This is a genomic window from Actinacidiphila paucisporea, from assembly GCF_900142575.1.
Classification (GTDB): Bacteria; Actinomycetota; Actinomycetes; order Streptomycetales; family Streptomycetaceae; genus Actinacidiphila; species Actinacidiphila paucisporea.
This window is the reverse complement of record NZ_FRBI01000060.1, coordinates 1-9,716: the sequence shown is the minus strand read 5'-3', so window position 1 is coordinate 9,716 and position 9,716 is coordinate 1. Positions and strand designations below refer to the sequence as shown.

Below are 9,716 nucleotides of genomic sequence, written 5' to 3'. Positions count from 1 at the left end.
CGCCCAACCGAGGGTTTCGGCGTAGCGGTCGGCGTAGGCAGCCCGTGCCCACAGAACGCTGCCCCTGCGGTTGGCGACCTGGTCGTGCCACCGGTTGGCCTCTGGTTCTTCACCGAGGGCCAGGTGGTAGAGGAACAGGCAGTAGGTGGCGGCGACGTCGTCGGCGCCAGCTGCGTACTGCCACCAGAAACGGGCGGAGTCCTCCCTGCCTGCCAGGTGCAGGACGCAGGCCAGCACCCGGGCACCTTCGGGCTCCAGGAAGCGGTCGGCGACGTCCTCCAGGAGCGTGGACATCTGGTGCAGGGCGTCGGACTGGCTGATCACCAGTTGGCACAGGTGCCGTAGGTCGGTGTCGGCGCCATTGCGGTCACGGCCGGGGTCGTCCTGACCGGTCCCCCACCAGTTAGGCATGACCGCGCCGACCACGGTGGGGGTGTTGGCGTCGTCAAAGGTGAGCGCGCCCGAGCGGAGCCGGTCGGCGGCCTTTGCGGCCAGACGGGCTTCGGCGGTCGCGAGTTCGTCGTCGGTGTAGGCGGGGCAGTCCAGGCGGGCGGTTGCCAGGACCTGCTCGTACGAGGTGATGGCGGCGATCATCTCGTCGTGTCCTTTCTTCAGTCGAGGCCGAGAGCTGCTTTGAGCCGGCGCCGGGCGTCGCGGAGCGTGGAGCGCACGGTGGCCTCGGTTATCCCGAGGTGTTCGGCGGTCTCCCGGACGGTGTATTCGAGGCCGAAGCGCAGCACGAACACGTCGTGCTGCCGTTCCGGGAGGTCTTCGACGGCCTGCTGGACGGCCATGCTGGTCTCCAGCTCGCCGATCGGGTCGATCGTCTCCCCCAGGCAGGCAGCCATGACGGCTGCCATGCTGATGACCTTCTGCCGGCGGTCCCGTGCCCGCGCGGCGTCCCGAGTACGGCTCTTGACGATCGTCCAGGCGTACGCGGCCGGTTCCGGCTGGGACAGCACCGTCGGCCACTTGCCGAGCATCTCCAGCATCGCGTCGTCGACAGCGTCTTCGGCGTCGGCCCGTGATCCGAGATAGAGCGAGGCCCAGCGCACATACGCGCCGCGGTGCGTGGTGTGGAACACGGTGAAGTCGACGGGCTGGGGCCGCTCGATCACCCGGGAGCGCCTCGCACGGCGGCCTGGCAGATTGGATCCGCTCACCGTTCCTCCTTTCCCGGGCCACGGGGGTGGAGCAGTTCGGAGGCGCCCAGCCTGACGCTGGCGGCCAGAACGCGGCGCAGGAGTCTGCAGGCGTCGGGCCCGAACGCACGAACTGCCGCAGCAGCCGCGAGCACGGTCTGCGCCGATTGTGGATGTGTCACCGGACCTGGTGGTCCTCTCGCCTGGTAGGTAGGAAGCACCGCCCCGTGCCTGGCGCTTCACGGCCGCAACGTTGCGGTCTTGCCTACATAGCGCTCGCCGATGCCAGATCGTGCAGCCGCAATCGACAGAAAAAATTACACACCGCTACTGGTCGGTTACTTACGTAACGGCCTACGGGCATCACCGGCAAACAGGCCTGGTCCACCACACACCCCCCATCAGGGGAATTACCCGAACACCCTGGCCGTCCTGCACCACCCGCCCCCATACTTCACCACTCAACAATCGATGCGGTGTGATCGACACCACACACCGCCAGAAACCGGAGGGTGTCGTTCCACCAGCGACTACGACGTCCTCGACTCCCAGGTGACCGCCGCGCGGGCCACCACATAGCAAGCTTCAACAGGGCAGACGGCAGTCTGACCGCGCTCCCGGACTCGGACCCTCCTGACGGAACGCGCGGCCCTCACATTTGGCGCGGTCGATCGCCAGGACGATACGAGAGCACCGCTGCAGATCGGCGCGTCTTCAGCCTCTCCTTCGGCACCTCCCGTACGAGTTCGTCGATCCATCGTCGGAGCTCCTCCAGCCAATCCCGTCACTCCGGGCCGATGACGAACTTCTGGGCCTGGTCGTCGTCCTGGTCCTCCTGGACGTCGTCGGCGTCGTCGCCGAAAGCCAACTGGTCGCATAGCGCCGCGGCGGTCACCTGGTCCGCCGGCGACGGCTTGCCAACTCGACTGGACTGGTCCGGCTGGGATTCGCGAGGGCGCACAAGAGGACCTGGAGGTGGATGCTGGTGACCACCTGCCGGCCTTCCCGGCCCGGGCGGCAAGCCACAGCAAAGGTTCCCTGCGGTCCAAAACGGCATGGGTCAATCCGTTGATGGCGGCGCCGGCCAGCAGCGCCCGGGCGGGGACGCGCACGCCGAACGCGCGGGTGACAGCGACCGAGGCGAGCAGCTGCACGGCGTTGTAACTGGCGACGTGACGGGTGACACAGGCACGCCCGTAGGTGCTGGCGGTGCAGGTGCGGCCTTCCTTGCCGTGCCGCCAGGGGTCGTCGGCAACGGGCTTCCCGTCGGCCGCGTAGACCAGGTGCTTGCCGTGCGCGCCCTTGCCGGCAGCGTCGCGGGACTGCTGAATCCAGTTTGTCGCTGCTTTCTTTGCGTGTCTCACATGCCTCAACTCCCGTTGGTTGGTTGTGGAGTTAGCAGTTGATGAAAGTCGTATCGCGGGCCTAACGTCCCGGCCCGTGTTGGTGCACTTCTTCTCTTCCGAGGACTGGCAGTCCTGGGGACTCGGTGGGCAGCCACTGATCCCTGAGCGGATGCCGGTCCTGATCGACGACGACTTCCTGTTCGAGGACGGGTACGGCCCACGGGCGACGCGGGTGGTGAATACGTGGCTGCGTACGTTGCCGTCGAGCGGCGCCCCGTCGCCGAACTCGTGGCGTGCGTACGCGCTGTCGGCCCGGGACTGGCTGACTCATCTGCGGCGGCACGCGATCGAGGTGTTCGCCTCGCGGCAGGACCTGGTGGCCGCGCTGGGTACATACGCGGACCGGCGGTTGTCGGGGCCGTTGGACGAGCGGTTGGCGTCGTCTTCCTGGGAGCTTCAGGTCACCGTCTTGTCCCGCTTCTACGCCTGGGCGGTGGAGGAGGGCCTGGCGAGCGCGGTGCCGTTCACGGTGGGCACGGGCATACGGATGGTCGAGGGTCGGCTGGTCGAGACCGGGCGGAATCTGGCGAGGTTGCGGCGGGTGAAGCCGCACGTGAAGGTGCAGTACCTGGAGTCGGACTTCGCCGAACTGTTCTGCCGCGGTCTGGCCGGACTGGATCCGGACGGTCTGGAGAATGCGGCGTTTCGGGGCCGGTTCCCGGGGCGGAACGCGGCGATGGGCCGCCTGGTGCTGGGCACCGGGATGCGGAGCCGGGAGTTCACGCACCTGCTGGTTCACGAGGTTCCGCCGCTGCCGGCGGAGCCGACGGAGGTGCCGATCTTGTGGGCGGTTCCTGAACTGGGCGCCAAGGGACGGAAGTTCCGCACGACGTGGATCGACTACGCGTCGCTGGCGGCGGTCCACGCCTATATCGCGCTGGACAGGGAGATGGCCCGCGGCTCGTGGATGCCCCGGAAGCCGCTGGTGGTGGAGGAGGCGGACTTTCGTGGCGGCCGGGTCAACGGCCGGCGCATGACCTGGTCGTCGCTGGCTCCGGCCGAACGGCTGCGGCTTGTCGATCCGCAGGGAGGCTCGCTGCTGCTGGCGCTGAGCTACGGCGGGCGGCCGTTCGTGGACTGGGGGACGCTGTTTCGTCGCACGGCCCGCCGCATCCGGGAGGTGTTCGAGCCGCGCTTCCCGGACGTCGCTCCGCACCGATGTCGCCACAGCTTCGCAATGGCCACGCTGGAGCGATTGGTGGAGGGCCACTACCGGGCTGCTGCTCAGATGGCCGCGGCCACCGGTGACGCGTCGGGGCTCGCGCTCTACCTGCTGAAATCCGATCCGCTGCTGATCCTGCGGGACCTGTTGGGGCACTCCAGCGTCACGACGACGGAGGTCTATCTCAAGCGTCTGGACGTGCACCGGATCTACCAGGCCGCCTGGGAGAAGACGCACGGGCAAGTGGATCCGGCGGTGCTGGCCGAGGCCGATAGCGAGTTCGAGGAGACTGTCTGATGCCCGCCGAAGTGATCCGCGAGCCGCTCGCGCTGAAGCTGTCCCTGCCCGGCCAGGCGACCGAGCTGATCGCAATCGGAGACCTCCCGAACCCGCTGCTGGCCGTCGATCTCACCGAGGGGCTGGCCGCCCTGATCCACCCGCACGGGCCGCTCGCCAAGCGGACCACGGTGATGAGCTTCATCTCCACGTTGCGCCGAATGGTCCGCGAACTGGCCGCTGACGGGTTCGTCGGATCGGCGGGCGAGTTGTCCCGACCGCTGCTGGCTTCCTTCTGGCTGCGTTCGCAGTATCTGGTCGAATACCGCACCCGCACGACGCTTCGGGCCTTCGACGAGCGCCATCGGGCATTGGCGGAGTCGGTGCGGCAGATGGTGTTCGGCACGAACTACACCCGGCCGGTCGTGGGCTCCCCTCTGCCGCCCTACCAGCCGGCCGAGTGGAACCGGCTGATCGACTTGTGCAAAGCGGAGGTACGCCGTCTTGGGGACCGGCACCGGGCGATGCTCGCGCTCGCCGAGGAGGGCCAGGACCCGGCGGCCGGGGGCTGGAACAAGGCGAACGCGGCCTGGTTGCTGCTGCGTCTGGGACCGGTCAGCCGAGCCGTGATTGCGAAGCACCTGGGCCTGACGCGGGAGGAAGCGCGGCAGGGGTCCTTGGGGCTTGAGGAGATCCGCAACGCTCTGTTTCCGACGCACGCGGACGCCGTCCCCTACCTGTTGCTACTGGGGGCCTGGACGGGCATCGTCCCCGACGGGTTGACGGGTCTGGAAACGAAGGATGTCCGCTGGACGGGGCAGCAGGCGATGTTGCTCTCCTACACCAAGGGCCGCACGGGCGAGGAGAGTCTGGTGCTGTCGGCGGGGGCATCACGGCTGCTGGAGCAGTGGATCGAGCACAGTGCCCAGGCACGCAGGCATGCTCCCGAGGACCTGGCCGGCCGCGTCTGGCTGGTGACGTCGCACTGCCGGTTCATTGCGGCCACGTTCGCCGAGTATCTGCTGCGGCCCTGGGTGAAGCGTCACGGCCTGCGGTCGGATGCCGGCGGGCCGATGTGGTTGGACAGGCGACGGCTGCGGACCACGTTCATCGCTCAGCGCGGGCAGCGCACGTGGTCGCTGCGGGCGACGATCGACCCGAACCACTCTCCCGAGGTCGAGGGCGATCACTACCTGTCGGCGGCCACACCCGCTCAGCGGGCGGTCGTCGGCGAGATCATCGCGGACGCCCAAGGAGACCTACTGCGGCGCGCAAGCACGCCGCTCGTCGTCGACGACGCGGCGGCTGCGGACCGGCTGCCGCAGGAAGTCGAGCGTCTAGGCCTGAACCAGGGTGTTCTGGAGGAGCTGCTGGGCGGGGAACGTGACGTGTTCACCACGTCCTGCGCGGATCAGCTGGCCGGGCTCCACGGTCCGAAGGGAAAGCCGTGTCCGGCCAGGCCCTGGGTCTGCCTGCTCTGTCCACTCGCCTTGTTCGCTCCCCGGCACCTGCCGAATCTGCTGCGGCTGAAGGCGTATTTCGCCCGTCAGTTCCGGGCGATGCCGCGTGCGCAGTTCGCGGTGGTGTTCGCCCCTTATGCCCGTCGCCTGTCCGCCGAGATCCTGCCGCGGTTTCCGCTGGCCGCGATCGAGGCGGCCCAGGCCGAAGTCGCCGACGTGGATGCCGAACTGCCGTTGCGTGCTGAGGAGATGACCTCATGAATCTCGCTCCCGCATCTGCTGGAGTGCCTTCCGGGTCGTTGTTCGCGGGGGCGGACGTCGCGGCCACTGCCAGCCTTGTCTGGCGGGACGGATTCGGCCGACCCCATTTCGAGGACGATGTGTGGTCGCTGGAGGGCTGGGCGGATGCGCCGGTCCAGATGAAGCCGACCGAGAAGAAGTGGGAGTTCAGCCGGATCAAGGATTCGGCCTGGCGAGTGGTCGCCAAGGAGCTCGCGCTGGCCTGGCTGGCGACCTCCGATGAGCGGGTGCTAGCGCTGCCCCGGGCCCGGCGCATTCCACGCCACCCCCGCACCGTCGCGGCGAGGCTCTACCACGCCACCTTCTGGTTCAACTGGCTGCACGAACGACGCATCGCCTCTCTGGCCGCCGTCACGCAGGAGCACTGCGAGGCGTTCGTGAAGGAGTACGGCGTCATCCGGGATGCCGATGGGGCTGTGATCCGACCGAAGTCCCCGAGCGGTCTGCGGACGGTGGTGTCCGTGATGCAGGAGATCACCGACTACGGGGAACTGCTGTCTGCCGACCGGCACCGGTCCGGTTTCCGTCCGTGGGGCGAGCGTTCTCCGGGCCGCGTCACCGGCGCCCCGACGAGGCCCGAGATCATGGTGAAGACGCCGCCGCTGCCGGACGAAGTTCTCGCACCGCTGCTGACAGCGTGCCTGCACCTGATCGATGTCCTCGGGCCGCGCGTCGTCGAGCTGCGCAAAGAGCTCCGTGCCGACCGTCTCGCCCAGGACGCAGAAACCCCGTGGTTGATCCGCAACCTGCGTGCCGAGGCTCCGCTTGCTGCGGTGGTCGAGGAGCATCTGCGGGCAGGCAGACCCCTTCCACGGCTCCAGGACTGGCAAGTGGCCAAGCGCCTGACCAAAGGCTGGGATCCGCACGATCCCCTACTGGAGGTCAGTTTCCTCCAACTGCTGCGCCCAACAGGGCACCGGGACATCGGGCGCCCGTTGTTCAAGAGCGTCCGTCCTCTGCTGGAAGCGGCCGTCGCGCAGGTCGGGACGGAACACCGGTGGTGTCGTGATGCGGCGGATGTTCCCCGCGCTGACAACGGTGACCTGGTGCCATGGTCGCTCCCTCTGCCGTCGTTGCAGGCGCAGGCCCTGGTCAGGGTCGTCGGACATGCCTGCGTGATCACCACCTCGGCATTGACTGGCATGCGGTCCAGCGAACTGATGGAGCTGGCGGTCGGCTGCCACACCCCTGCCGAAGAAGACGTCCCCGGCCTGGCCCGGCACCGGCTGGTCAGCAAGGTCGTCAAGGGCCGCCGCTGGGGTGGCGTGCGTGATGAATGGGTCGTCGTCGAGGAGGTCGTCCGCGCCGTCACGCTGGCCGAGCAGCTGACCGATGCCGAGCCCGGCCAGCTGCTGTTCGGTCCTTTCCACGGCTTCAACAGCAACGGCGCAATGGACTGGCTGCGGCGGTGGGTCGCCTCGCCAGCCGGCCAGCGTCTGGGCCTGCAGCCCATCCCCGACAGGCCGGTCCATCCCCGCAGCCTGCGCCGGACTCTCTCGGTTGAAATGGCGGCCCGGCCTGGCGGGCTGCTCGCCACGAAGCTGCACTTCAAGCACCTGTCCGTGGTCACCAGTGAGGGATACGCGCACCGGCCCGGCGGAGCTCAGGCCGTCTTCCACCAGGAGTGGAAGAGAGCCGAGGCGGACGAGAAACTACACCGGACCGTTCAAGCGTTCCGCCAGTTCCAAGACGGCCAGCTGCCAGCCGGTCCCGGAGCGGACGCTCTCATGGCTGTATTCCGCGCGGTCGAGGACGAACTCCAAGGACACGAGCCCGGCCCGGCCAAGGTGGTCACCGACCGACAGGTCGAACTGCTGCTCAAGAAGAAGGCCGCAGTCCTGCACCTGTCCGCCGCGAACTACTGCTGGTTCGAGGACCCGGCCAAAGCCTTGTGTCTCAAGCTCGCCGGCGCCAAGTCGGAGGTCGCCCCGCTGACGGGAATGTGTGACAGCTCCCGCTGTCCGCAGGCAACCCACCATCTCATCCACCGGCCCGTCTGGCAGACCGTGGCGGACAACGGCACCGCCCTGCTGGCCAACCCGCGCATCCCGGCCGGCGAGAAGAACCGGCTGCGGGCCGAACACGAACGCTCCATGCGAGCCCTCGAAGAGATCGACAAGGCCGCCGGAAAGGCTGGATGACATGGCCCTCAGTCCCGAACAGCGCGATCAGATCGAACGGCGGATCCGCGCGGCCATCGACCGGCTCCTCGCCGGGCAGATCCCGGCCGGCGGGGCCTGCGACGTCAAGACCCTCGCCCGCGAGGCCGGGATTTCCCGCGCCGCCCTCTATCGCACCTGGGGCCACCTCAAGGACGAGTTCGAGAAACGGCGGGCCGCAGCCTGGGCCGCGGGCCAGCAGCCCGACCCGCGCGAGGCTCGGATCGCCCGGCTGCGGGGGCAGAATCAGCGACTCACCCACAAACTCGCCCGTACGCACACCGAGTTCAGCCAGCTCAAGGAGCGTCACCAGCTGGCTCTGTCGGCCCTGGCGGCCAAGGACGACGAGGTCCAGCGTCTCCGCCGCGAGCTGAGTACGTTCAGCCGTACTTCCCCAGCTCCTGTTCCAGAACAACGGCAGCGGGACGACGCCTGTGACGCTGTCCCCCTGCCGCCGGGCCTCAGGCTCGCCGACGCAGTGCGCCACGCTCAGTACGACAGGTGAGTGCCACCACACTGGCAATCGCGCTGAACAGACCGGTGCATGCGGCGATCTGCACAGCGGGCAGGACCAGGGACAGGCCCACGACCACGATGACGATCACCACGACGACGCCAACCTCCTTGGATCCCTTGCCCGCCCAGGGGCGCCATGAGAGACGATGCGAGAGCGACTGACCCATACGGTCACGTCCGTTCTGCCGACAACGTCGGCTGGCTGGGCCGCCGGTCGTCCTCTTGAGCTTGGAGGCCGGGGACGCTGGCGGCTGGTCAACTGTTGCCTTTCCAGCATGTGTTGCCCCTAGACCCTGTTCAATTGATCGAGACAATACGAGCACAATCTGCGCTCTATACACGACAACAGACTGCAGATGGGGTGGTCATGCCCAGACGGCCTTCGCACTTGGCGCCATCAGACGGTCCTCTCGCGCGCTTTGCGCTCAAGCTCCGAGCGTTGCGGGACACCGCCGGCTTCGACGCGCCCAGCGTGGATCAGATCGCAGCGCGGACTCATATTCCTCGTTCCACGCTCTTCGCGGCGCTGCGGGGACAGCGCCTGCCTACCCGCTCCGTGTTAGGAGCATTGGTCACAGCCTGGGGTGGTGACGCAACGGAATGGCTCACCCGACGCACCGTTACAGAAGCCGAACTGGAAACGCTACGTGCTGCTCGGCCCTCCAAAAGCCGCGTGACACCGACGACAGAGCCGAAGGCCACACCAGCACCAGCCCTAGAACAAGCGCCCAAGGCCACACCAGCACCGGCCCCAGAACAAGCAGGCGCCGAAAGGCTCCGCTCGGCGATGCAGGACATGGCCGAACAGCTCAGAAGGCTCCGCGTCGAAGCTGGTGCACCGACTCTGCGCCAGCTTTCGAAGAAGATCGAGGAGAACCCCGAGTTTCCAGGAATTGCCAGTCCCTCGACGCTCTCCGACCTGTTCAGCGGGAAGCGACTACCGAAGTGGCCGGTCCTTGAGTCCGTCGTTCGGGCGCTCGACGGCGACGAGAGGCAGTGGCTACTCACCTGGGAAAGGCTCGTGATGCTTCGGGAAACACAAGCGCTCACCACAGCTTCGGACCCGACCCGCCCCTGGGCGCCTTACCCGGAAGAGTGACTTTCCGCCTGTGACAACCACCCCAGCCGACCGAGACACCTGCCTCTCACGCCTGACCCGCGAGTCCGGGTTCAAGTCGCCCCTGATCGCGACACCCTAGAGAGGGTCTGTCTAGCGACTGGTGTAACTGGGGTTGTGTGGGTTAGCGGCGGCCGATGGAGAGTCGGCCGTCGAAGGCGATGTCGAACGCCTGGAG

General features: G+C 67.8%; 7 protein-coding genes and 1 pseudogene. 5 read left to right on the top strand and 3 right to left on the bottom strand.

Going from position 1 to position 9,716, the window contains the following annotated elements; all coding sequences use genetic code 11:
* The 3 genes and pseudogenes from BUE44_RS35330 to BUE44_RS37720 all read right to left on the bottom strand — a co-directional run.
* Positions 1-594, bottom strand: a pseudogene (locus tag BUE44_RS35330) (hypothetical protein); the annotation flags it as partial.
* A gap of 17 nt (positions 595-611) precedes the next feature.
* The gene (locus BUE44_RS35325) at positions 612-1,163 is read right to left on the bottom strand and encodes a sigma-70 family RNA polymerase sigma factor (RefSeq protein WP_235002770.1); all 552 of its coding nucleotides are present in this window, start codon (positions 1,161-1,163) and stop codon (positions 612-614) included.
* A 763-nt stretch (positions 1,164-1,926) separates the two neighbouring features.
* The gene (locus BUE44_RS37720; RefSeq protein WP_159450340.1) at positions 1,927-2,103 is read right to left on the bottom strand and encodes a hypothetical protein; all 177 of its coding nucleotides are present in this window, start codon (positions 2,101-2,103) and stop codon (positions 1,927-1,929) included.
* Between the two features lie 479 nt (positions 2,104-2,582).
* Here BUE44_RS37720 and BUE44_RS35320 point away from each other — a divergent pair, with 479 nt between their 5' ends.
* The 5 genes from BUE44_RS35320 (at position 2,583) to BUE44_RS37715 (ending at position 9,520) form a co-directional block, all read left to right on the top strand.
* Entirely contained in the window at positions 2,583-4,007 is a 1,425-nt protein-coding gene (locus tag BUE44_RS35320) for a site-specific integrase (RefSeq protein WP_073503104.1), read from the top strand.
* Positions 4,007-5,707 carry a hypothetical protein gene (locus tag BUE44_RS35315; protein ID WP_073503103.1) on the top strand — a complete coding sequence of 567 codons (1,701 nt, stop codon included), beginning with the start codon at positions 4,007-4,009 and terminating at the stop codon, positions 5,705-5,707. Before BUE44_RS35320 ends, BUE44_RS35315 begins: the two co-directional genes overlap by 1 nt.
* A complete protein-coding gene (locus BUE44_RS35310) occupies positions 5,704-7,887 on the top strand; it encodes a hypothetical protein (protein ID WP_073503102.1) in 2,184 nt (727 codons plus the stop codon). The genes BUE44_RS35315 and BUE44_RS35310 overlap by 4 nt, the downstream gene beginning before the upstream one ends.
* Position 7,888: 1 nt before the next feature.
* Positions 7,889-8,410 (top strand): hypothetical protein, encoded by a 522-nt coding sequence (locus tag BUE44_RS35305; RefSeq protein WP_073503101.1) that lies wholly within the window; start codon positions 7,889-7,891, stop codon positions 8,408-8,410.
* An 807-nt stretch (positions 8,411-9,217) separates the two neighbouring features.
* Positions 9,218-9,520, top strand: a complete 303-nt coding sequence (locus BUE44_RS37715; protein ID WP_159450339.1) for a helix-turn-helix domain-containing protein — start codon at positions 9,218-9,220, stop codon at positions 9,518-9,520.
* Positions 9,521-9,716: the final 196 nt, after the last annotated feature.

Excerpts from the sequence above, each read along its gene's own strand:
- BUE44_RS35315 (WP_073503103.1), top strand. The coding sequence starts at position 4,007 with ATGCCCGCCGAAGTGATCCGCGAGCCGCTCGCGCTGAAGCTGTCCCTG.
- BUE44_RS35310 (WP_073503102.1), top strand. The coding sequence starts at position 5,704 with ATGAATCTCGCTCCCGCATCTGCTGGAGTGCCTTCCGGGTCGTTGTTC.
- BUE44_RS35305 (WP_073503101.1), top strand. The coding sequence starts at position 7,889 with ATGGCCCTCAGTCCCGAACAGCGCGATCAGATCGAACGGCGGATCCGC.
- BUE44_RS37715 (WP_159450339.1), top strand. The coding sequence starts at position 9,218 with ATGGCCGAACAGCTCAGAAGGCTCCGCGTCGAAGCTGGTGCACCGACT.